Below are 22,996 nucleotides of genomic sequence, written 5' to 3' on the forward strand. Positions count from 1 at the left end.
CATGCGAAACCTACTGTTCGACACCCTCGGGCTGGCCGGCTTCGCCAGCCTGACGGGCGGCCTGTACCTGCGATTCGGCCTCGCGGACGCGCTGATGGTCAGTGGCAGCCTGCTACTGGTGTTGGCACTGCTCGGCGCACGCGCCATGCGCAAGGGGGCCTCATGATTCTCGATCAACTGTTCTCCACCCGCTCGGTCGAGAACCCGGCAACACCGCTCACCGGTCAGACGCTGGCGGACTATCTGCATGGCGACTCCAGCATCACGGTCAACCAGCAGAGCGCCATGACGCTTGGCGCGGTCTACGCCTGTATCTACGTGCTGTCATCCTCGCTGGCGCAATTGCCGCTGCACGTCATGCGCAAGCAGAACGGCGTCATCACCGCCGCCATGGACCACCCCGCGTATCAGCTGCTGCATGACGAGCCCAACGACTGGCAGACCAGCTACAAGTGGCGCGAGACGGCCCAGTCCCACGTGCTTGGCTGGGGCAATGGCTACACCGAGGTGGTTCGGGATGCGCGGGGCAATGCCGTCTCCCTGCAACGCCATTGCCCGTGGAACTGCAGTCCGGTGAAGCGCGGCAACCGCTGGCTATATGCCGTCACCGATGAGGATGGCTCACGCGCCGTCGCGACCGAGGACATGATCCACGTTCGTGCACTCGGCTCGCACGATCGCACCGGCGTCAGCGTGGTGCGCCAGCACGCCGAGACCATTGGCCTCGGGCTGGCGGCCCAGCGCTACGGCAAGGATTTCTTCGAGGGAGGCGGGCGCCCGACCGGGCTTGTCACCGTCAAGGACAGCTTGAACGCCGACAGCTGGAATCGCCTCAAGGAGACCTGGGCCAAGGCCGTGGCCAGTCTGCGCCAGTCCGAGAACAAGACGCTGATGCTCCCCGCACAGCTGGATTACAAGTCGATCACCATCGCGCCGGAGGACGCCCAGTTCCTCGAGACGCGCAAGCTCAACCGCTCCGAGGTGGCCGGCATCTTCAACGTGCCAGCGCACATGATCAACGACCTGGACAAGGCCACCTTCTCGAACATCTCCGAGCAGGCCATCCAGTTCGTGCGGCACACGATGATGCCCTGGGTCATCAACTGGGAGCAGGAGATCAACCGCGCCATCTTCACGCCCACCGAGCGTCGGGCTGGCTACTACGCCAAGTTCAACCTCGCCGGGCTGCTGCGCGGCACCCCCACGGAGCGTGCCGAGTTCTATCACAAGGCCATCACCGATGGCTGGATGGATCGCAACGAAGTCCGCGCCCTGGAAGACATGAACCCACGCGATGGCCTCAGCGAGATGCTGATCAGCGTCAACGCCACCCCAGCCAGTCAGCTGGGCCAGTCACCCTCGCCCGAGGACTCCACATCATGAGTGAGACAGAAAAGCGCGCCCTGACGTGCGAGGTCCGCGCCGAAGCGGGCGGAGACGGCCAGCCGTTGCGGATCATTGGCCACGGCGCCGTCTTCAACAAGCGCAGCGAAATGATCATGGGCATGTTCAAGGAGCAGATCGCCCCCGGTGCATTCGACAACGTGCTGGGCGATGACGTGCGCGCCCTGTTCAACCATGACCCCAACTTCGTGCTCGGCCGCACCCTCAGCAACACGCTGTCGCTGTCCGTGGATGAAGAGGGCCTGCGTTATGAGATCGACCCACCCGACACCCAGTCGGTGCGTGATCTGGTCATGGCGCCGCTGGCACGGGGCGACATCACCGGCTCCAGCTTCGCCTTCCGAGTCGCCCCCGATGGTGACGAGTGGGGCGAGGACGAGCACGGCGTCATCGTGCGCACTATCCACCGATTCAGCCGCCTGCTGGATGTGTCCCCCGTGACCTATCCGGCCTACCCCGATGCGGGCGCCGCCAAGCGGTCGCTCCAAGCCCGTTGCGATGAACTCCGAGAGATCACGCAGCGTGCCGTCAATCAGCGCCGCGCCCGCGAGCGCTTCCTTGAACTCATCAATGCCTGAGCCCGTGGAGGCTACATGAAACTCTCTGAACTGAAGCAGAAGTACGCGGCCGTCGCCAAGGACATGCGCAAGATGCATGAAGATGCCGGTGACACCGAATGGAAGGATGAGCAGCGCAGCCAGTGGCAGTCCATGAAGAGCGAGCTGGATGGCCTGCAGGACAAGATCGATCGCGAAGAAGCCCTGCGCGATGCAGATCAGCGCTTCGTGCGTGACAACGAAGAGGAGCTGCGCGGCCAGTCTCAGACGCCGGAAGCTGGGCAGTCCCAGGGCCCGAGCGTGGATGAGCAGCGTGCCGCGGCCTTCGATGCCTTCGTGCGTGAAGGCATGGGCAACATGAGCAAAGAGCAGCGCGCGATCATGCGTGAGATGCGAGCTCAGGCAGCGGGCGAGAATGACAAGGGCGGCTACACCGTCCCGACCACCATGCTCAACCGCATCCATGAGTCCATGCAGGACTATGGCGGGCTGGCCTCGGTCGCCCAGATCCTGACTACCTCCGATGGCGCCACCATCGAATGGCCGGTGTCTGACGGTACCGGGGAAGAGGGCGAGCTGCTGGGCGAGAACACCGCCGCCAGTGAAAAGGATGTCGAGTTCGGCATCCAGAACCTCGGCGCCAAGAAGCTGAGCTCCAAGGTCATCCGTGTCTCCAACGAGCTGCTGCAGGACTCGGCCTTTGATATCGAGGGGTTCCTGGCCTCGCGCATCGGCTCCCGTATCGGTCGCGCCGAAGCCAAGTACCTGGTGAGCGGTACCGGTGCCGGCACTCCCCAGCAGCCCAAGGGCCTCGCTACCTCGGTCACTGGCACCGTGGCGGCAGCCGCTGCGGCCAGCCTGAACTGGAAGGACATCACCAAGCTGATCCACAGCATTGATCCGGCGTACCGTCGCGCGGCGAACTTCCGTCTGGGCTTCAACGACAACACCCTGCAGAAGATCACCGAGATGGAAGATGGCCAGGGTCGCCCGCTGTGGCTGCCGGCCGTCGCGGGCCTGGCGCCATCCACGGTACTCGGTCAGTCCTACTTCATTGATCAGGGCTTCGAGGACATGGCCGCGAGCAAGAAATTCATGTTCGCCGGTGACTTCCAGCAGTTCGTGATTCGCCGCATCAACTACATGACGCTCAAGCGCCTGGTCGAACGCTATGCCGAGTTCGACCAGACGGCCTTCCTCGCCTTCCATCGCTTCGATTGCGTGCTGCAGGACACTGCCGCCATCAAGGCGCTGACCGGCAAGGCGGCCTGATCCTCACCCACCACCTGACACAAGGGCCGCCATCGCGCGGCCCTTGCCTGTTGGGGCCAACCCCATGAGGCATGCCGATGCTCGAGCTGGACATCATCAAGTTGCACGTCCGGCTGGAGCCGGACTTCTCCGAGGACGATCAGCTCCTCGAGACCTATTCCAATGCGGCCCGTCGCGTCATTGAAGGACGCACGGGGCGCACGCTGTATGAAACCCACGACGCCATCCCGGCAGAAGGGGATGAGCACGCGCTGGTCATCGATGACGACATCACCACCGCGATGCTGCTGCTGATCGGCCACTGGTACGAGACCCGTGAAGCCGTGGTCATCGGCACCATCACCTCAGAGGTACCCATGGCCGTGGGCGCCCTGGTCGATCACTACACCCATTACCACTTCGCATGAGGTGACTATGCGCGCCGGACAGCTTCGTCATCGCGTCACCCTGCTGGGTAGCCGCACCGGGCATCCGCCCAGCTGGCCCACCTTGCGTGAGGTCTGGGCCGAATTCGTGGAGCCCAAGAGTGCCGGGCGAGAAGAGCAGGCGGGTATCCGTGCCCCATCTTCCACGCTGGTGCGTATGCGGCCCCGCGATGAGTTGGCAGCAGGCCAGATCATCCGCCGCCGCGACGGAGTGCTGTTCATCATCGAATCCCTCGATCCGGCACGCAGCATGGTGGAGATTGCCGCGCGTCGCCTGCAAGGCGTGGTGGCCGAGTATGAGCCGATGAGGGGGGAGGCCTATCCCATTCAGGCATGGCTGCACCGGCAGAACGTCTTCATCGGCCAGGCCAATGAGGCCCGCAACGTGGTCGAGATACTGCAACCGGAGCTGCGCTGGCCGTGGCCAGAGCCCGGCGACAGGATTCACATCGCCGGCCTGGCGCTCGAGATCGAAGGCATCGTGGAAGGCAGCGATGACGGCATCACCGTGCAGCTGTTCACCATTCCTCGCTGACAGGAGGCCGCATGCCTCGCAAGCGTGGCAAGAACTCACGGCTGCCCAAGGGCGTGGCCATCGAGGGGTTGACCGATAGCCTGGCGGAGTTCAGGGCGCTACCCGCGGCCACCCGCCGCGCGATGACCTCGGCCATCAATGAGCAGGCATCCGCGACCCGCAAGCAGCTCATCGATGACATCAGCGCCGATGGCAAGGTCAGGCCGACGGCGGTGCGCTCGCGCATCACGGTCGAGAAGGCCAGCAAGGACCAGCCAAGCGCCAGCCTCACGCTCAGCCGCTCACCGGTGCCATTCAATTTCTGGCAGTACCGCACCGAGGTGGAGGATGGCACCGGTACCCGCGCCAGTATCTGGATTCGCAAGGGCGGCCAGCGCATGCGGGTCTATGGCTTCGTCAATCCCAAGGGCGGCAGCAAGACACCGCTGGTGCGCTACCGCAAGGGCAGCCAGCGTCGCCTCACCCGTGCCAACGGCTGGACCCTCAAGAACCACTGGAATCATCAGGTGAATGGCGAGCTGCGCAAGCAGGTCGCCTTCGACCTCCAGCAACGCTTCCTCGCTCGCCTGGCCAAGGAGAGAGCTACATGACGCCCATCACCCGCGTGATCGATGCCTTCGTGGCGCAACTGGCGGCCATCTCGACGGCCAATGGCCATGCCACCGACATCGCGCATATCGAGACCGAGGCCATCCAGATCAACCTGCGCTCGGAGACCCCGCTACCACTGCTGCATGTCCGTCGCCTGGCCAGCAATGTGGATGCCCGTGCCGGGCGGGGGACGCGCAAGGAATCGATCAGCCTTCAGATCGAGGCCTACCTCGACCTCAAGACGCATGGGCGTGCCGGTCAGGATGCGCTGCTCAATGATCTTTACAACGCCATCTATCCGGAGAGCCAGGTACTGCTGGATGGGCTGGCGGTCGCCATCACGACTGGTGAAGCCGAACTGGATGATGCGGAGCTGGGCAGCCGCATTCTTCCCATCTATCTGCCCGTGACCATCACCTACACCCGCACGAGGTAACTCATGGCTGACTTCAAAGACACAGGCCTGATCATGTCTGGCGACATCTTCATGGCCGAGGTGGATGCCGATGGCAAGTTCGGCGCCCTGAATGGCCCGATGAACGTGCCGTCCCTGAGCATCACGCCGACCAGCGTGAACCGCATCTCTCGCCCTTCCTATCAGAAGGACAACTACGGCCAGGCGCTGGATGCCGTCAACCTGCCCAGCGATTCGGCCAGTGTCACCATCCAGTTCGATTCCATGCCGGCCAGCATGCTGGCGGAGACGCTTGGCGGCACGGCAGAGCTTGCCGATGCTGAAGCTGACAGCGTGACCGGTGAGGCGCTGACCCTGACGGAAGGGGCCTGGGCGGCGCTGCCGCATTCCTCGCTGGCCGCGGGCAGTGTCGTGGTCACCAAGGACGCTACCGATGTCACGGCTGACTGCGACATCAACCTGAGTGCCGGCCTCATCAAGGCGCGTACCGCTGCCGCGGCAGGCGATGTCACCGTGGATTACGACACCGAGGCGGTCACCGGCCATCGCGTAATGGGGGACACCGAGATCTCCAAGCCGCGTTACATCCTGGTGGATGGCATCAACCTCGCCACCGGCAAGCGTACCCGGGTCGAGATCTTCCGTGCCGTGTTGTCGGCGGATCAGGCCACCGAGCTGATGGGCACCGAGTTCATCACCGGGCAGCTGTCCGGCTCGCTGGTGGTGCCGCCCGGCAAGGGCGCCGCCTACACCGCCACCATGTACAGCTAACGGGAGCGAGCCATGACCGACAAGACTGCTACGGGCAAGACTGGCACTGAGGCCAAGCCCGGCACTGAGGCAAAGCCCACCGACTCGGTGAGCGTCAAGCTCAGGAAGGCGCACCGCCACGGCGGTAAGGAGTATGCCGCCGGCGACTCCCTCACCCTCGAGGTGCGCCAGCTGGATCGATTGAAGAAGGCGGGCAAGGTCTGAGCCTGCCTGCTGTGAGTTGCACCACCTAGCCCGCCATCTGGCGGGCTTTTTCATGTCCGGAGCACGACACGATGGCCAATCAGAGTGACATTCAGCTGCGCATTCAGGCCGCGGTCGATGGGCTGCAAGACATCGGCAAGCTGATGAGCGAGCTGGACAATCTCGGGCAGGATAGCAGCGAGGCCTCAGCCGAGGTCGAGCGCCTCTCTGAAGAAATGTCGGCCATCGGCCAGCAACAGAAGCTGGTCACCCAGATCAACAAGGTCGCGGCGGTCGTGGATGACGCCGGGACTGCCATGCGCGAGGCCGTGGACAAGGCTGACGGCTTGCAGGCCGCGTATGAGAATTCCGCCAATGGTGCGGACTCGCTGCGGCTGGCGACACAGCGGGCTGCTCAAGAGGCGGACGACGCCAAGGCGGCGCATGTCGCCCAGACTCAGACGCTGACCCAGCTGCAGACCAGCTACAAGGGCGCCCAGACCGCCACCACCGCCGCACGTCAGGCATGGCGTGATGCCGCCCAGCGTGTGCGTGACCTCAAGTCCGAGATCGGCCGGAGCGCCAGCGCCACCGACGAGCAGCGGCAGGCATTGTCGCGGGCCAGTGGTGCAGTGGATCAGGCGAAGGATGCCTACGATGCCCAGGCGCAAAGCCTCAACAGCCTGCGTGATGAGCTTCAGCAGCAGCGAGAAGCGACGGATGAGGCCAAGGAAGAGTGGCAGAACGCCAGTGCCAGTGCGGCCCAGCTGACTGCCGAGCTCAAGCCGGTCGAGCGCGAACTGAAGCAGCAGGAAAAGGCCCTCAACAAAGCCCGCGCGGCAGCCGACAAGGCGACCGCCGGTCATGAGGCTCAGGCCCAGAAGCTCACGCGCCTGCAGCAGGATGCCCACGCCGCGGGTGTGGACATCGACAACCTGGCCGATGAAGAACAGCGCCTGGCCCGCCAATCCCGTGAGCTGGAAGACGACGTGACCTCGCTGGCATCCGGCTTGCGTGAGACCGCCGCGGCCGCCCGCGAATCCGGTGAGGCAGCCGAGCGCAGCGAAAGCCGCTTCAAGAAAGCGGGTGCCTCACTCAAACAGTGGGCTGCCGGTGCTGCCGCCGCCACGGTGGCAGGGGCAGGGCTGGCCGTCGGATGGGCCACGCGCTACACCGCTCAGCAGGCCGAGATGGCCCAGCAGCTGGATATCACGTCGCGCTCGCTGGGTATCTCCACTCAGGCGCTGCAGGGCTATCAGTACGCCTTTCAGCGTGCCGGTATCGATGCCGACAAGACCGGCAATATCTTCAAGGACACTGCCGACAAGATTGGTGACGCCTACCAGAACGGCGGCGGTGAGGCTCAGGACGCCCTCGATGCTCTGGGCATCAAGGCTGAGGAGCTGATCGAGCTGGCGCCAGACGAGATGATGTTGCGCCTGGCTGATGCCATGAAGGATCTGCCCCAGGCAGCTCAGGTCAACCTGCTGGAATCGCTGGCAGACGATGCCACACGCCTGCAGCCACTGCTTGCCAATAATGCCGCTGAACTCCGAGCTCTGATGGAAGAGGCCAGCGAGGTGGGGCTGATCATGTCCCCCGAGCAGATCGCCAATCTGCAAGCGACCGATGCCGCCATCACCCGCCTGCAAGGCCGACTACAAGGGTTGAGCAATCGCCTGATGGGCGAGCTGTCACCGGCGGTCAATCAGGTGTCCGCTGACTTCGAGAAGGCTCTGGCGGAAAACCCCGGGCTGCTGGACGACCTCGCCACGGCCATCGGGGGTGTGATTCGCACCGGCGGTGAGTGGGCGCGCAGTTTCATAGAGCATCGCGATCAGATTGGCGGTGCCATGCAGTCGGTCGTCGATACCGGCCAGTTTATGGGCAATTCTCTGCTGGCCGTATTCCGGTTGGTGCAGTCAGCGGCCGCCGGATTGACGGCCGGCATCGCAAGCGTCAGCACCGGTGTGCTGCAGCTCAACGCCAAGTCGCTCGAGTTGCTGAACAAGGTTGGCGCTGCTACCGATGAAGAAGTCGCCAGGGCGCAGGCCAAGGCCAAGGCGGCAGAACAGACGCTCTATGACCTCAACAAGGATGCCGCGCGTTACTTCAAACAGGCTGCCGAGGCAGGGAAGGACGCGGCCAACGCCTTCGATAACAGCGATACGGCCGCGCAGAAAGCCGCCAAGTCTGCTGCCAAGCAGGCCGCTGCCTCTGAGGCTGCGGCCATTGCCGCCAAGAAGCAGGCCGAGGAGGAAGAGAAGGCCGCCAAGCAGGCAGCGGATGCGGCCGCCAAACGCCAGAAGGCTCTGGAAAACGCTGCCACATCTCTCGGCACCTCGCTTGGCGAGCTGTCCAGTGGTATCGCGGATAGCGAGCAGGAAGCCCTCGATGCCTTCGCCACGCTGGCGGCCAGTGGTGAATTGAGTGCGGCGCAGCTAGCGACGGCCTTCGAGAAGGCGCAGGACAAGATCAAGTCTGACAAGGGGATCGCCGCCCTCAAGGATCAGGTCGATGGGCTGGTGAATGACGGCGTGAGCGGCGCGGATTCTCTCGCGACCAAGTGGAAGTCTGCCGGTGCCCGCCTGGCCAAGGACATGGGCACCACCCTGGAAGAGATTCGCACCGGTGTGACCGAGGCGGAACGCTCGGCCATTGATGCCTTCACCAAGATCGCCTCCACCGGTGAGCTGTCCGCCAAGGAGCTGAGCCGTGCCTATGTCGGCGCCAAGGAGCAGATCAGCTCGAAGGAAGGCATCAAGGCCTTCGGCGCGGTTCTCGATGGGCTGGTCAAGGATGGCGTGACCGGGGCTCGCACGCTCAAGGCGCAGTGGATCGAGGCGCAGGAAGCCACGGCCAAGGCAGCCCGGGACACGGGAGACAAGGCGCAGCAGGCCTCTGCCGACACGGCCAAGACGGTGGAGGCCTCTGTCACACGCAGTGCCCAGACCATTGCTCAGCTGATGAGCAATGCCTTGCACGAGACGGAAGAGCAGATGCGGTCACTCAGTGACGCCGCTTATCAGGCCTTCGCGACTGACTGGGGGATCGATACCCAGGCCGAAGGCATCGAGGGAATGCAGGACCGCATTGCCGAGTTGGATCATGAAATCGGTGATCTTCGCGACAACCTCGCCACCCGTCTCGACTCCACCGGCTTCACGGCCTGGATGACGGACCTCGCCACTACGTCACGTCAGACCGAGATCGCCTTCCTCGAGCAGAAGATCGCCGTGGAATCGCTGACCGATCAGATCGAGGCAGGGCGGGCGCCAGCCAGCGCACTCTCACAGGACATGGACGATCTCTCAAGCCGCTTCGACCTGCTCGATGAGTCGGATCTTTCCGGCCTCGAAAGCGCCATTCAGTCGGTGCGCAGTCAGGTCGAGTCGCTGTCAGACAGCGTGAGTGACACCTTGGCCAGTCTGCGCTCGGAGCTCGCCAGCCTGCAGGGCGATAGCGCCCAGGTCGAGGCGCTGCGGTATCAGCAGCAACAGACCGAGCTTCAGGAGGCGCTCAACGCCGCCCGGGCATTGGGCGATGCTCAGACCATCAGCGCGGCGCAGGAGTCGCTGCGGCTCGCGGAACGCGCACATGATCTGCGCCTTGAGGATATCCGCGCCCAGTCTGAGCAGGAGAAGCAGCAGGCTTTGGCAGATGAGGCTGAGCGTCAGCGAAACGTGCAGGAGGCTGAGGCCACCCAGCGCGAGAACAACCGTGACGCCCAGAACCGTACCAGCCAGCTCACCCAGTCGGTGCAGGCTCAACGCCGCGTGGCGGTGGATCTCAACATCGCCGGCCAGCAGGTCACGCTGAACGGTGTGGATGAGAGCGAGGCCGATGCCTTCCTTGACAGATTGACCCAAGCCTCACGCACGACGGCCCGCCGCTGATGGCGGGCGTTTCATTTCTATTGAGAGAACGCCATGGCGATCACCCTTGAGGGCATTGTGCTGCCCGATGACATCCAGTGGACCGATGAGCTGGTGTCCCACAGCGTCGGCCAAGTGCAGACGCCCACGCTGACGGGGGCACTCATCATCGAGGAATCCGCGCAGGCGGCAGGGCGGCCCATCACCCTCGCCAGCGGCAACGGGGCCTGGGTAACCCGCGCCACCGCGTTGGCTCTCACTGAGCTGGCGGCCACACCGCGGGCTGACGGTACGCCCATGACGCTCACCTGGGGCGATGGGCAAACCTTCGATTGCGTGTTCGATCGTGCCAGTGGTGAGGCGGTCACGGCCACCGAGGTCTATCGCCTCGCCGCTGGCGGCCAAGGGGCGGATCACCCCTACACCATCACGCTGCGCCTGATTACGGCTTGATCTTTCACTTCGCAGATATCACGGGTGTGATCAATTCTTCTAAATCTTTGCGCATATCGATTTCTGAAAGGCTAGGTGAATGTAGTAAGTCTTCAATTTCATGAATGCTGTCTGCTCCCGTTAACCCTAGTTTATTCATCAATGACTCTATGAAGTGAAGAACTTCATAGCCTTCATCTTTATCAATTCTCGCTCTATCAAGTTCGCCAGCGTATTCACCATCCCCGCTATCCCTACTCCAAGTGTATGAGTATTTATCAATTTGTAGCTCGGATCTTCTGATTTTGCCTGTCATATTTAGCTCTCATGTGATTTTGGATTGAACATTAAACGTGCGAGATAACTATCGAAATGTACGGGCAGTAAGTCAAAGAAACATTTACATGCTACGACGAATTAATATTTAACATCTGGTCAACGAATAATGGTTATCGGCTGGACAAATACCCATAAGCATGAAAGTGATCAAGCTATACCGCAGAAAGGCGTAGCAACTTATAGGAGCCAGCCCAATGGCCGACGAAACAATCCATAGCGGCGACATCCGCATCCTGCAGTCTGAGCGCATGACCGACAACGCCGATGGCGGTGGCCGGCTGACTGGCCGTCCCGTGACCGATGGCGCGAGCAATGACATCTTTGATGACATCTCTGATCTTGATCGCGCAGCGGGGCGCACCTCGCTGCGCAAGGTGGGTGCCGGCGTACTGACCGACAACACCGCCCAGTATTTCGGCGCGCACGCGATCATTGACCAGGTGCCGGCTGATCCGAATGTCAGCGTGGTGATGTTCGATACCGGCTCGCCATCTGATGAGCGTGCCGAGTCCCGCGATTATGTCGAGAGCTATGTGACCGCCGGCGCGACCTCGCGCATGACGCTGCTGGGCGATCAGCTGGCCGGCCAGCGCAGCATCATCACGTTTCAGATGCCAGAGGCTACGCTGCCCGATCTGGGCGATGTGCTGGCGCTGATGACCGAGCAGGGCGATGCCGCCGGCGAGGTCCAATATGTGCGCATCTCAGAGATCGACCACGAGATCAGAACGTTTGAGTATGAGAACGGCAGCAACGTGCAGACGTTCGAGCGCCGCGTGCTGACACTGGGGCTATCCACCGCGCTGCGCCAGCGTGTCTATGGTGTGCAGCCCAAGCCTGGCACCCTCAACCCCGATACCGTGATCCGCGAGGGGCAGAGCACTGATGCCGCCCGTTACTATGGCGTCAGCACCCTGACCCAGCCGGCCACCTTCGGGGCCAATAGCGTCACCGTGGCCAGCACCTATGCGCCGCTTGTGCCGGCGACCACCACCGAGCAGGCGGTGACCGATGTGCAGGTGGGCGGCACGGCCACCATCAGCGTCAGCAGCGGTGGCTCGACCTTCGAGGTGGCGCAGATCGCCAGCACCACCCAGATCGCTATCGAGCTGAATAATCGCGGTTTCACCTATGTCAGCCGCCTGGACCCACTGCCGGCACCTGGCAGCGTGGTGATCGCTTATCGCTCGCTGGGCAAGTGGTATGAGCTGCGCGACGATGACGCCAATGGCGATCTCAGCGGCAGCGGGGCGGGGCGCGTGGACTACGCCACCGGATCTGTCAGCGTGACGCTGGGCGGCCTGCCGGATGTCGGCAGTTCGGTGCTGTTCAGCTGGGGCACGCCGGCCCACTATGAGGACCGCGCCGGCCAGGCCACCATCGACAAACCCTGGATGACGTTCGTGCTCGATCACGCCGGCGTGATGCCTGGCAGCGTTACCGTGCGCTGGATCTCTGGCGGCAGCGAGAAGACGGCCACCGATGATGGCCTGGGCAGCCTCAGCGGCGCAGCCACCGGCCGCGTGGTCTATGGCTATGCCGACGGCAGTGGCGCGCCCCAGCCTGGCGAGGCGTATGTCGAGTTCAATGGCGATGCCTTCCCAGATGCAAGCACCCAGGTCGAGATCGAATATGACTACGGGGCACCGAAAACCGAGCAATTTCTGCCGTCTGCCAACGGGGCCGGCCTGGTCAGCCTCAGCATCAGCGATGCGCCGGTGCGTCCTGGTAGCGTCGCCATCACCTGGTCGGTGGTGCGCACCTGGTCGAGCAGCGAGAGCGAGTCGCGCAGCAGTCCGCGCACCGGCACCTGGGAGACTGTCGAGCAGAATGGCGGCGAGGCCGATGTCACCTACACCATCACCGATGATGGGCAGGGTGGTTTTAGTGGCGGCTGGGAGGGCAGCATCGACTACGCCACCGGCGCGGTGACTTTCGAGGTCGAGAAGGTCCGCGAGGTCAGCGAATGGGATGATGGCGACGCCACGCACCGCGAGTGGGGCAGCAAAGAAAAGCGCGACGTTTTCGAGAATGGTTCGAGCGTCTGGCTGACCAGTCAGCTGGACAGCGCCGCCCCGACCACCCACACCATCACCCAGGATCTCGCCCCGCTCGATGTCGAGCTGATGCCCCTGCTGCAAGATAGCGTCGTGCCTGGCACGCTGTCTTTCATCTTCCGAGGCGATACGTTCATCGACCGCCAGGGCAGTCTCTATCGCAGCGTGACCAGCAACGGGGCCGGCGTTCTCGCGGGGACCATCGACTATGGCACCGGCGATGCGCGCATCACTGACTGGCCGAGCGGCACCAGCGCCACCATCACCGTCAAAACGCTGGTGAGCACCTTCGGCACCTGGACGCTCGATGAGGCGTTTTTCCGCACGCCAGGCTCGCCGCTGCAGGTGGGTGGTCTGCTGATCCAGGCCACGACGCTCGACGGCCGCTCGATTACCGGCCAGGCGGCACTCTCTGGCGAGATCGAGGGTGACGAGATGTCAGGCAGCGTGAGCTTCGAGACGGGAGTGGTGCGCGTCACTTTCGGCGCGCTGGTCAGCAATGACAGCCTGAGCGCTGCCGAGCGCGCCGAATCCTGGTACGACGCCACGGCCGTGGATGACGCCGGCATGATCTGGCGGCCCACCCAGGTGATCCCGAGCACCGCGCGCTTCAATGCCGTCATTCTGACCACGCTGCCGCTCGAGGCTGAGCTGATCGGCATCGACCCCGTGCGCCTGCCCAGCGATGGCCGCGTGCCTATCTATCGCGCCGGCGGCGTGGTGGTGGTGCATCACACTGCTCGCGCCCCGTTCCCGCTGGGGATCGGTGGCGGCACCACGCTGGATGTCGGCCGCTCGCGGCTGGCCAGTCTGGTGGTGGAGGACGCCACCGGCGAGGAGGTGCCGGCCACCCAGTACAGTGCAGACCTCGACGCCGGCACCGTGCAGCTCGCTGCACCTGACACGGCCACCCACCCCGAACCCTGGTACGCCCTGCACCGCGTCGAGGACATGCTGCTGGTGGGTGACGTGGATCTATCGGGGGCGCTGACCCTCAAGGGCAATTTGAGCCATGACTACCCCGCCGGCGATACGCTGGTCAGCGCCGCGATGGTGGCCGGTGATCTGCAAGCGCGCGTGGCTGATTTCTTCGATCTCTCGAGCTGGGATCGAGACTGGAGCAAAGATGACAACGATGGCGCAGATGGCACCCTGGCCGAGTACAACGTGACCACCTACCCGCCGATCATCACCAATCGCGGGGCCATCACTGAGGATTGGGCGCTGATCTTCACCAGCTCCAGCACGTTCCGCATCATCGGCCGCACCGTGGGCGAGATCGGCGTGGGCAGCACCAATGAGGACAGCTCGCCTACCAACCCGAATCAGGGCGTACCCTACTGGACGCTCAAGGCAGCTGGCTTCGGGGCCGGCTGGGTGAATGGCAACGTGATCCGCTTCTCGACCATCGGTGCGAGCTTCCCGATGTGGCTAGCGCGCGTGATCCTGCAGGGGCCGGCCAGCGGCCAGCAAGATTCTTTCCGGCTGCAGATCCGTGGCAACGCCAACGCCTGACCATAGGCGGCAGGCGCAACCCTCTATCCCTATCCCTCAACCGCCCAGCCACTCGCTGGGCGGCCTTGTTTCTGGAGACGTTCAAGATGGCCGATTTTCCCGTGAAGTGGTTTAGCAGCAACATGGGCGGCGCGCCGGTGCTGTCAGATCAAACGCCAGGCGAGATGATCGCTCTGATGAAAGCCTGCCTTTCAACTGGCTTCAATCTCATGCCCATTGACGGCATGGAGTTCGATAGCGGCACCGGCCTTGCCACCGTCAATCTGAGCACTGGGCATGGCTTCCTGCCGTGGCAGGTGATCGAGATCAGCGGTGCGGATCAAGCCGGCTACAATGGCGAGCATCGAGTGGTGAGCGTGGGCACCGGCTGGCTGACGTTCGCCCCCGACACTGCCCCGAGCGCTGGCGCTGCGACCGGCGAGAGCATGGAGATCAAGGCCAGTCCGTCCAAGTCATGGGAGTTCATCGACGAGGACGCCGCCACCTATCAGGCATCGTTCCGCTCGACCATGCCTGATGCCACTGATCATGTTGTGATCATGACGGATGATGACCCGACGGATAGCGATGTTACCTCTTCGGCGGATTGCGTAAAAATGACAGTCGCTGAGATTTATACCGATCTCTCCGATTATCAAGAGACGATGAAGCAATGGTGGCCAGCGTCTCATCGTTATTGGGAGGATAAATACGCAAAGTATTCCTATGGGAAAAGAGATTGGGTGCTTATTACTAACGGTAAATTAGTCTACTTTGCCCTAAGCTATGGGCGCTCAAGCAAACGCGCAATTATGGTGCTAGGTAATTTTGATAGTGTGCGCCCCGCCGATGCACACCATTTCATTTTGAATGGAATTAATAGCTCAGCTGGGTGGTCGAGTACAAATTATGATATGTATAACGATTTTCTCAGGCTTGAGGAATCTGATGATGAGGAGCTTCGCAAGATATCCAGAAAATACACTCAGATACCAGAGTCCGTAAGTTTTAACTTGCTAGGGTACGGGAAAAGAATAGGCGGCGCATTTAGTGCGCCAAACCCAGCGGATAACGGATTTTATGTTGCATCTGGAAAGATTGGTGTTTTGGAGGAAATACAAGGTTCAACCGCTTATCAAGCTCTCAGGGGGTATATGCCTGGGATAGTGCAGCCGCTTTGCACCGTTCCTTTCTATGATATGCAGATACTGGATGACGTGCCCAGCCTCGAGGGGCGGCCAGTCCTATTCATGCTGGCAACCGCCAGAGATCATGGGCAGTACGACTCTGTATCATTTACGGAATGGACAGTCATCAGCAATTATCATCCGTACTTGATTGGCTTCCATCTCGATCATTGGGAATAAGGTGCAGATGCGATGCCAACGATTACGATTGACTTCGAGGATGACAGCTGGCGCAGCCATATATCAGGCGATTGGATAGTGACGGACGATGGCGCGCAGCCGGCCTATGATGGCAGCTATGCGCTCAGAACGCCGCCCATGGACGAGACAGGAACAAAATATTCTTATCTCGATTTATCGAGCCTGATACCCAATACGCAAGGCGGCATTGTCAGCTTATACTTTAGGAAAAGCACCTATGGTGCCCATAACATTTTCTATTTAGATGGCGATGTCACGGGTGGTTATGGAAATGAAGTTGATTGGCAAAAAGAAACCTTGCCAGGCTATAAGGTAAATAGTGACATTATCGAGCTGCGTTACTTCAAAAATATTGCGGTAAAAGAAGGGGAGGATGCAGTCTTTGTTGACCATATCGAAATAGAATTAGTGTCAACTGATATTAAAGCATTGCCGCCAGTCTCGACTCATTTGGTCAACGATTATGGCGGGATTCCCAACCCTGGGGCGGTAACGCTCAGCGGGATGCTCAGCGTGGAAAGCACTATCAGCAGGCGCATATCTCATGTGGCGGACCTCATGTTCGGTGGCGGGGCGGCCAATACGGCCAACCCTGGGGGCGTTTTGCCCATACCCGAGCGCCGTGGCGTGATCGCCGGCACCGTGCTGGACATCCAGGCCCAGCCCGTCAGCCGGCGGGTGCGGGTGCATGAGCGTGCCACTGGCCGCATTGCACGCGAGACGTGGAGCGGTCCCGATGGCAAATACCGCTTTACTGACCTCGATACGCGCATCGCGTTCTACGTGATGGCCTTCGATCACACCCTGCAGCAAAACGCTGTCGTGTCAGACAACGTGCATTCTGAGGTGGAGGACAGCCCGTGATCAGCTTCTCGACAAGCGTGAAAAATGCACGCCTGGCGGCCATCGCCGGTGCGATAGATGCTGGCGATTCGCCGGCGTCATTTGTTGTGTACTCCGGCACCCGCCCATCGCCTGGCGCTGCCGTCACCGATCAGGTGGCGCTGGCCACGCTGGAGGTGCCCCAGCCATTCGCCGCCGATCTCTCTGGTGGCGTCCTGACGGGGGCAGCCTTCGAGGAGGTGATGGCCGATGCTGATGGCGAGGCCACCTGGTCGCGCCTGGTCGATGGCGAGGGTGCCTGGGTGATGGATCTGGATGTCGGCATCGAGGGATCAGGCGCTGACGTGACCATCAGCTCGACAACGATTTATCGCGGGATACTGACGCGGATCAGCCGCATGGTATTCGCTGAGGGCTAGGGGGCACCGTGAGAGAGATCAGGCTGCAGTTTGTCCAGGGTCTTACACCCTGGAATGCGCGAGCGCTCGAGCTGCGCCTGGGGGGCGATCCTGGTTTGCTGCTGCTGTTCGCCGGTGACTATACGCCGCCGGCGGGTGGCAATGTCGTGCTTGGCTTTGGTGGTGCCACTGAGGCGGTGGAGCTGCCGCGCGAGCTGGTGCTCGATGCTCAGCTGACACCGCCATCCCTCGATGCTCGACTCGCCCAGGGTGGTGCTATCGAGATCGCGGCCAGCCTGGTGATGCCAGTGGCCACCGTGCGTGCGCAGCTCGAGCTGATCCAGTCGCTCAGCCTGGAGGTGACCACGCCGCCGGTGACGGCAGAGATCCGGCTCGAGCATGGCATCGACATCTCGCTGGTGGCTACGCTGGGTGCGCCGGCGGTGGTCGATGTCGCGCTGACCCGCGAGATCAATGTCTTTCGTGGGCCATCAGATAGTGCCGGTGCTCGCTTCGAGAACGCGGTCCCGCTCGAGGCCCAAGGCAGCACGCGCTGGCAGCAGCCGGCTCGCCCCTATGGGGCCACCGCGTCAGCTTTCGAGCAGGGCGCAACGCTTGCGGCCAGCCAGGGCGGCCAGTGGTCGGCACGGCCCCGCACCGATGCCATCAGTGGCTCGCGGTGGGAGCAGGCCGAGCGCATCCTGGGCACCCTCAGCGGCAGTGCATGGCTGAGCTTGCCCCGCGCGGGCAGATCCTCGCGGCCGGTATGGGAGCAGGGGCAGGGCATCGCTGCTGCTCGCTCGAGTGGCTATCAGCACCCGCCGCGCAATGATGCCCGCCGGCGCTCGCGCTATGAGGAGGCCCGCACCCTCGAGCCGGTGACGATGGATGTGCCCTATCAGCAGGGGCGCACCACCGGCGACGATTGGCGCGTGCCCTGGGAGCAGGCCCGCCGGCCACCGCCTGGCATCGACTTGCCGCCAGATCCGCCTGAGCCGCCGGTGCTCGAGCCGGTGGAGGGCAGCACCACCCTGCAATTCTGCCACGCCATGCCGAGCGCCCCGTGGGTGCTGCAGTTCGGTCTGACGTGTGAGATACCCACCCCGACCATTCCCGTCAAAAGGCTCTATATCGTGCAAAACTCCGCGCGCCTGGTGCGCCTCTCCGATGGCCTGGAGCTGCCGGCCACCCAGATGACGCTCAGCATCGACGCTGACAGCTGGGCATGGTCATTCTCTGCCGGCCTGGCAGGGAGTGACGCTCAAGCGCTGGTGACTGGCACCGATGGCCAGCCGGTGGAGGTGATGGCCGAGATCAATGGCGAGCAGTGGCGGTGCCTGGTGGATGGCTGGCGACGCTCTGAGAGCTGGCAGAGCCATAGCGTGACCATCAGCGGCCGCTCGCTCGCGGCGTACCTGGGCGCGCCCTACGCCACCGCGCGCAGCTACACCGAGGACAGCCAGGCCACCGCCTCGCAGCTCGCCCGTGCTGAGCTGCCAGAGGGCTGGTCACTGGATTGGCGCATGACTGACTGGGTGGTGCCCGCCGGCGCGTGGAGTTATGACAGCCTCGCGCCCATCGACGCCATCTCGCGGATCGCCCAGGCGGCCGGCGGCTATGTGCAGGCCCACCAGCAGGATCAGACCATCATCGTCGCGCCCCGCTTCGAGGCAGCGCCCTGGCGCTGGTCTGAGGCCGAGGTCGATCTGGCGGTGCCGCGCGACATCATCACCCAGCTGGGCAGCGATCAGCAGCCAGGTGATGCCCGCAATGCCGTTTGGTTGCATGGCGACACCGGCGGCATCCAGGCCCAGATCATCCGGCAGGGCACCGCAGGCGATCAGCTGGCACCCACCGTGGTGGATGCCCTGATCACCGATCAGGCACCGGCCCAGTCGCGCGGGATCGCTGAGCTGGCCGCTACCCTACGCCAGAGCACCGAGAGCCTGCAGATGCCCCTGGCGGCCTCTCTGGGCGGCCTGCTGCTGCCTGGCATGATGATCGAGTGCGATGGCTGGCGTGGTGTCTCGCGTGGCGTGAGCGTCAGCGCCAGCCTGCAGGGGCGTGCCCTGAGCGTGCGCCAGTCTATCGAGCTGCAGAGATTCTATTTATGAATTTTTAATAGTGTATCATTTTATGTTCATGCTCGGAGTGGCGCATTTTCGATACATCTATTAATAGCCTATCGCAATGCTTTCTCAGGATTAGTTCATTGTTACCATCAATTTTAGAGCCCAAGAATATCTTGGTAGGCTTTGGTGCGATGATATAATTGTTAGAAGACTTTTTGATTAGCAGTCTCCATTCTTTTTCGTAGCTCCAATTTATGCTTTTATATATAGTTGACTTGAGTATTAATAAAAGATTGATAGGTTGATTGTTCAGCTGGCGAAAGATCAGACTGGTTATGTCGATCATTTTATTGTTATAGATTACTGGATGCAGTCCCCTTCGCAGTATGTGAAGTTCATTCAGTCCGGAAATGTCATATTCTATACAAATGCCAGTATGGTTTTTAGCATAATGAGCCCACATTAAGACAGATTGATAATCTTCGGTAAAGCAGGATATGAGCAGTATGTCTTTAAATCTATTTAGAATTCTGTCTTTTTCGTTATCAAGATTTTCTCTTTGCTCCTTTTTAAAGGTTTTTAATTTGAGCGATATATCTTGGCTGGTGTTTTTGCAGTAGTTAAAGTTCAGTCTTTCTTTGATGGCTTTATGTAGCTTCGCCTGTCTTCTTATAACAATTAAAAGCCTGGCTATTGATAGCTTGCACATACTGTCGTAAGGGTCGTTAAAGTTACTAGGGCTGTTCAGATATATCTTGTTATCTTCTATGCTCTTAATAACCCTGCTCATGTTATCTAGGTTTATAAATTTGTATATTTTGGATGGCAAGTGTTTATCTTTAAATGTTACGCACTCGTCTAGATGTGTAAGGCTTGGTTCTCCGTATAGCCATAACATCTCTACAAATTTTTCCTTCCAATCTGCATTACCGATAGTAATCATATTCATAGTTTTAGGCTTACTGTTAGATTGTAATGTCATCAATGAAGTTGTATTGAGCTCATTCGATCTTTAGCGATTTTTATTCACTCTAGAGTGGCTATTATATTGTCATACTGTACTGAGGTTAGGTTTCTATAGAATTTTTTAGAGTTTTTGCTACTTTCAGTGTCTGAATTGGTTATCAATTCAATATAGTAGCTGTTACCTAATCTCCATCCTTTCATTATAGTAGTTAAATTATCAGATGTTATTTCTCTTTCATGAATCAACTCTTGACTAGTTAGTTTTTTTAACTTTGAAGTTCGTGGCCATTTTACATGCCATTCCTTGTTTGTTTGATCATAAAAAGATACTTTATAAATATTGTGTATTGGAAGACCATTGGGTATGTCAATATTAAATGCTTTATTTTGTCCTTCTTCGATTGTAAGCTTTCGAGTTTTTTGTATATAGCTGAATCCATGTAATTTGTGAGATCTGCTTTTTATTATTTTAAGTTTCCAGCTTGGTGGATTGATATAATACTTTATTTTATCTATGGTAATGGGTCTTTTCCCGCCATTAATAGCTACTAGACTATGGGTTGGAGTGCTTGGATCGTAGAATTGAAAATCAGCAATACATACAAGTTTCGGCTTATCTAAGTTATGCTGCTTGAATCTTAGCCATAAGTTTACAATACCTGCTATTGTGCCGATCGTGCCAGTTATAGCTCCCCAGAGCGCTAAATGTTCTGTAATCATAATTATGGATTCTTTTAGTAGATTGAAAGATAATGTTTTCAAGTAATCTCTAATTCAACATAGATCAACAACTCTTTGAGTGACGTGAGGGTTATCACTATAGTTGCGCGATCCTAATCATTACAGTTTACAACTTAGTATGCTTTGTAAGTCATTTTATGTCGAGTTGTAGAGCTATATTACTGAATGTCAAGCGAGAAGAAGGATTAGTCAATGTCCAACCCGTACAGGCGCTTGCTAGCGTTGCTGCCAGCAACGCCGCGACAAGTAGGCGAGGTGATCAGCGTCAGTGGCTCGCGCGTTCGCGTGGATCTGGTAGGGGGTGGGGTGCGCACCTGCCAGGGCGATGCCCAGGTGGGTGGCATGGTCTACGTGGAGGGGGACCAGATCACTGGTGTGGCGCCGAGCCTGCCGGTGGTGGTGGTCGAGGTGTGAGCTAGCGGTACTATGAGAATGTGAGAAGATCGATTCTCAAAGCCGTGCAGAGATGTCTCAGTCCATAGCTGTGCACCGTGTATGGTGACATGTATGGTAGAGGTATAAATATGCCCTTTAGGCCAGCAATGTCGGGCTTGTGCGACTCCTGCAGGGGGCGCCAGCAAGCCCACCTTCGGGGCGACGTTGTCTGTCCTGCCTTCTGCGTCATCGCCTTGTCGTCTTCTCTGTACCGTTCGTTGTGTGCTCGGCCCTTGCTCTGTGTGCAGCGCCCGTCCTGGCTTCAGGCTTGGATCAAGAACTGCCGCACTTGATCTTCCTATCCGATACTCGATCACCCATGCCCTGACTCTTGGTCTGGACATCGCATCGTCGTGTCTGTCGATTGTCTTTTCACTCAATCGTATTGTCAGCTAATCGTCTTGCCAGCCAATCGTCCTGCCAGTTCAGCGCCGCGGGGAGGCGCAAGCGCAAGCCCTGCAAGGGAGTCTTTCGACAAACGCAGGGCTTCAGGTGTCAGCGAGAATCTGCGGTCACGGCATCAGTGGGCAGGGACAGAAACTCCTGCATGATGCGGGTATCGCGGAAGCGTTCGATCAGCTCCGGGTCCGAGTCGAGTGCCGGCGGGTTGGCGAGGCCTTCGCGAATCTTGGCTGCCAGCGCCTCGATGGAGTCCTCGGAGATCAGGCGCGCCTGGTCATGGATCAAGACATTGCGAATACCGCCGGGGACATCCGGTGCCACGCACGGCGTACCGCAGCACATGCTCTCCACCAGCACGATGCCGAAGGCCTCACTGCGTGAACTGAGCACGAACAGGCGGGCGTGCTTCATCCACGGATAGGGATTCAGGCGGCTACCGATCAGATGGACCCTGTCGCCGATGCCCAGCTCGCGGATCAGCGCTTCGGTGGCTTCCCGCTTGGGGCCATCGCCGACGATGACGAGGTCTTCCTCGATGCCTGAGGCGAGGTATGCCTTGATCAGCACATCCTGACGCTTGACGTCCGATAGGCGACACACCTGTACCACGTAGGGGCGGGAGGGCAGTTCCACCTCTTCCTCTGCCATGGCGGTGATGGCATCCAGATCACAGACGTTGCCGATGGTCGCGAGTCTCGCCGCCTTGATCCCGTGATGGTCCAGCAGGCTTTCCAGTTGCTGGCGCACATTGTCGGTGTTGCACACGACCTGTTTGCCGCTATACAGGCGGCTCAACAGGAAGCGTTGTCGCCAGCCCTCTTTCAGATCGCCGGGCCATGACACCGCCACCTGCCACAGGCGAGGGTCGCGCCACGACCAGAAGGTCTCGAAGGCGCCCTGACCGCGCGTGATGACCCGATCGAGCGGGCCGTATTCCTTTTCCAGGCGCGCGACGAAACGGCGCAGGTAGTGACCCCCGTAATAGCCTCGCCAGACGTATCCTGAGCCCTTGATCCAGGGTGCCAGCAGCAGGCGGGTGAACAGGTCGTAGAACAGGCCGATGCCCGTCTTGCGGAATGCCTTGTCGAAATCGACCTGATGAAGGTGCACACCGGCATCCGGGACGAGCTCCAGTTCGCCCTTCAATACCAGTACATGGACCTCATGGCCTTCGCGGTGCAAGACATTGGCGAGATTGACGGTATTGCGCTGGATACCGCCGATGTTGAGCTTGCGGACGATTAGCAGGACGCGTTGTTTCATGGCTGAGGTCTATGTCGGAAGTGGAGTCGATGTGCTCAAGTCGATCAAGTGTCGGTCTTTCTCTGCCCCATGACCTCTTTCCTTGCCATGTGCCGTTCCTTGGCCCCTCGATGCAGGCGCCATTCTACGCCGATCCAT

At 60.3% G+C, this 22,996-nt stretch carries 21 protein-coding genes; 18 read left to right on the top strand and 3 right to left on the bottom strand.

Annotation, left to right across the window (positions count from 1 at the left end):
- Position 1 precedes the first annotated feature (1 nt).
- The 12 genes from CDPAHKCJ_RS08495 (at position 2) to CDPAHKCJ_RS08550 (ending at position 10,481) form a co-directional block, all read left to right on the top strand.
- Complete coding sequence (locus CDPAHKCJ_RS08495; RefSeq protein WP_166019415.1) at positions 2-166, top strand: hypothetical protein; 165 nt, start codon at positions 2-4, stop codon at positions 164-166.
- Entirely contained in the window at positions 163-1,383 is a 1,221-nt protein-coding gene (locus CDPAHKCJ_RS08500; protein WP_166019416.1) for a phage portal protein, read from the top strand. Before CDPAHKCJ_RS08495 ends, CDPAHKCJ_RS08500 begins: the two co-directional genes overlap by 4 nt.
- Complete coding sequence (locus tag CDPAHKCJ_RS08505) at positions 1,380-1,982, top strand: HK97 family phage prohead protease (protein ID WP_054557052.1); 603 nt, start codon at positions 1,380-1,382, stop codon at positions 1,980-1,982. The genes CDPAHKCJ_RS08500 and CDPAHKCJ_RS08505 overlap by 4 nt, the downstream gene beginning before the upstream one ends.
- A 15-nt stretch (positions 1,983-1,997) precedes the next feature.
- A complete protein-coding gene (locus CDPAHKCJ_RS08510; RefSeq protein WP_166019417.1) occupies positions 1,998-3,233 on the top strand; it encodes a phage major capsid protein in 1,236 nt (411 codons plus the stop codon).
- Between the two features lie 77 nt (positions 3,234-3,310).
- A complete protein-coding gene (locus tag CDPAHKCJ_RS08515) occupies positions 3,311-3,640 on the top strand; it encodes a head-tail connector protein (RefSeq protein ID WP_054557054.1) in 330 nt (109 codons plus the stop codon).
- A 7-nt stretch (positions 3,641-3,647) separates the two neighbouring features.
- On the top strand, positions 3,648-4,193 hold the full coding sequence (locus CDPAHKCJ_RS08520) for a head-tail adaptor protein (RefSeq protein ID WP_166019418.1): 546 nt from the start codon (positions 3,648-3,650) through the stop codon (positions 4,191-4,193).
- Positions 4,194-4,204: 11 nt separating this feature from the next.
- A complete protein-coding gene (locus CDPAHKCJ_RS08525) occupies positions 4,205-4,783 on the top strand; it encodes a hypothetical protein (protein WP_166019419.1) in 579 nt (192 codons plus the stop codon).
- On the top strand, positions 4,780-5,220 hold the full coding sequence (locus CDPAHKCJ_RS08530; protein ID WP_166019420.1) for a hypothetical protein: 441 nt from the start codon (positions 4,780-4,782) through the stop codon (positions 5,218-5,220). The genes CDPAHKCJ_RS08525 and CDPAHKCJ_RS08530 overlap by 4 nt, the downstream gene beginning before the upstream one ends.
- 3 nt (positions 5,221-5,223) lie before the next feature.
- Entirely contained in the window at positions 5,224-5,970 is a 747-nt protein-coding gene (locus tag CDPAHKCJ_RS08535; protein WP_166019421.1) for a hypothetical protein, read from the top strand.
- Between the two features lie 12 nt (positions 5,971-5,982).
- Complete coding sequence (locus tag CDPAHKCJ_RS08540; protein ID WP_054557059.1) at positions 5,983-6,174, top strand: hypothetical protein; 192 nt, start codon at positions 5,983-5,985, stop codon at positions 6,172-6,174.
- 71 nt (positions 6,175-6,245) lie between these two features.
- Positions 6,246-10,049 carry a hypothetical protein gene (locus CDPAHKCJ_RS08545; protein WP_166019422.1) on the top strand — a complete coding sequence of 1,268 codons (3,804 nt, stop codon included), beginning with the start codon at positions 6,246-6,248 and terminating at the stop codon, positions 10,047-10,049.
- Between the two features lie 33 nt (positions 10,050-10,082).
- The gene (locus tag CDPAHKCJ_RS08550; protein ID WP_166019423.1) at positions 10,083-10,481 is read left to right on the top strand and encodes a hypothetical protein; all 399 of its coding nucleotides are present in this window, start codon (positions 10,083-10,085) and stop codon (positions 10,479-10,481) included.
- A gap of 4 nt (positions 10,482-10,485) precedes the next feature.
- On the opposite strand, the gene CDPAHKCJ_RS08555 is transcribed toward CDPAHKCJ_RS08550, so the two are convergent.
- Positions 10,486-10,776 (bottom strand): hypothetical protein, encoded by a 291-nt coding sequence (locus tag CDPAHKCJ_RS08555; RefSeq protein ID WP_082388878.1) that lies wholly within the window; start codon positions 10,774-10,776, stop codon positions 10,486-10,488.
- A 217-nt stretch (positions 10,777-10,993) separates the two neighbouring features.
- On the opposite strand from CDPAHKCJ_RS08555, the gene CDPAHKCJ_RS08560 reads away from it, so the two are divergent.
- The 5 genes from CDPAHKCJ_RS08560 (at position 10,994) to CDPAHKCJ_RS08580 (ending at position 19,093) form a co-directional block, all read left to right on the top strand.
- The gene (locus CDPAHKCJ_RS08560) at positions 10,994-14,371 is read left to right on the top strand and encodes a hypothetical protein (protein ID WP_166019424.1); all 3,378 of its coding nucleotides are present in this window, start codon (positions 10,994-10,996) and stop codon (positions 14,369-14,371) included.
- Between the two features lie 86 nt (positions 14,372-14,457).
- Complete coding sequence (locus tag CDPAHKCJ_RS08565; RefSeq protein ID WP_166019425.1) at positions 14,458-15,717, top strand: hypothetical protein; 1,260 nt, start codon at positions 14,458-14,460, stop codon at positions 15,715-15,717.
- A gap of 12 nt (positions 15,718-15,729) precedes the next feature.
- Positions 15,730-16,602: a hypothetical protein gene (locus CDPAHKCJ_RS08570; RefSeq protein ID WP_166019426.1), complete on the top strand. Its 873-nt coding sequence runs from the start codon at positions 15,730-15,732 to the stop codon at positions 16,600-16,602.
- 17 nt (positions 16,603-16,619) lie between these two features.
- On the top strand, positions 16,620-17,000 hold the full coding sequence (locus tag CDPAHKCJ_RS08575) for a hypothetical protein (RefSeq protein ID WP_166019427.1): 381 nt from the start codon (positions 16,620-16,622) through the stop codon (positions 16,998-17,000).
- Between the two features lie 8 nt (positions 17,001-17,008).
- Positions 17,009-19,093 carry a hypothetical protein gene (locus CDPAHKCJ_RS08580; protein ID WP_166019428.1) on the top strand — a complete coding sequence of 695 codons (2,085 nt, stop codon included), beginning with the start codon at positions 17,009-17,011 and terminating at the stop codon, positions 19,091-19,093.
- A 984-nt stretch (positions 19,094-20,077) separates the two neighbouring features.
- Here CDPAHKCJ_RS08580 and CDPAHKCJ_RS08590 read toward each other — a convergent pair.
- The gene (locus CDPAHKCJ_RS08590; RefSeq protein WP_166019430.1) at positions 20,078-20,779 is read right to left on the bottom strand and encodes a hypothetical protein; all 702 of its coding nucleotides are present in this window, start codon (positions 20,777-20,779) and stop codon (positions 20,078-20,080) included.
- A gap of 171 nt (positions 20,780-20,950) precedes the next feature.
- Here CDPAHKCJ_RS08590 and CDPAHKCJ_RS08595 point away from each other — a divergent pair, with 171 nt between their 5' ends.
- Entirely contained in the window at positions 20,951-21,172 is a 222-nt protein-coding gene (locus CDPAHKCJ_RS08595) for a hypothetical protein (RefSeq protein ID WP_166019431.1), read from the top strand.
- 516 nt (positions 21,173-21,688) lie between these two features.
- Here CDPAHKCJ_RS08595 and CDPAHKCJ_RS08600 read toward each other — a convergent pair.
- The gene (locus CDPAHKCJ_RS08600; protein ID WP_166019432.1) at positions 21,689-22,858 is read right to left on the bottom strand and encodes a glycosyltransferase; all 1,170 of its coding nucleotides are present in this window, start codon (positions 22,856-22,858) and stop codon (positions 21,689-21,691) included.
- Between the last annotated feature and the right edge of the window lie 138 nt (positions 22,859-22,996).

The organism is Cobetia sp. MB87 (assembly GCF_011319755.1).
Lineage (GTDB): Bacteria > Pseudomonadota > Gammaproteobacteria > Pseudomonadales > Halomonadaceae > Cobetia.